The sequence below is a fragment of the Acetobacter pomorum genome (assembly GCF_002738225.1).
In the GTDB taxonomy this organism is placed as follows: domain Bacteria; phylum Pseudomonadota; class Alphaproteobacteria; order Acetobacterales; family Acetobacteraceae; genus Acetobacter; species Acetobacter pomorum.
In genome coordinates, this window is the sequence record NZ_PEBQ01000161.1 from 1 (window position 1) to 469 (window position 469).

Sequence of the window (469 nt, forward strand, 5' to 3'; positions counted from 1 at the left end):
TCTATCTGGAACGATTTCTGTCAGACGGTCTGATTGTTGAAGTCACGCATCGCACCGCAAGGCGATTATTCACATCGCTGCCACAGCAGATTGGATCAAGCCTTGACAGGAAATAAGTGTGTAAAAATTATCTCTTTTAAATAATTGTTCCTTTGAAGCATTCTGTTTCTGATCAGATACTTTTTTGGTATCGCTACTGGTGGGTTCAACTCCAACGACTACCAAGACAGCCAATACCAGGCAAATTATCCAGTTTACTAAAATAAAATAAAAAATGTTCCATAATTTTCAATACAACTTCCACGAATTTTGTTGCCATAAATTTCTGGACTATTTTTCTAGAAAAGTATTTTAATTTCGAAACCTTAATTGATAATTGAATTGCACTACATTGCTTCTTAACGATCGTAAAAAATGCTGGTAAGTTGCATACAGCCTGAAAATTTTTGGTAATGAAAACAGGATGACA

1 protein-coding gene is annotated in these 469 nt (G+C 35.2%); it reads right to left on the minus strand.

The window, feature by feature from the left end; all coding sequences use genetic code 11:
- Positions 1–205 precede the first annotated feature (205 nt).
- Positions 206–469 (minus strand): hypothetical protein (locus CSR02_RS16885; protein WP_208616836.1); only part of this gene is annotated, 264 nt, incomplete at its 5' end.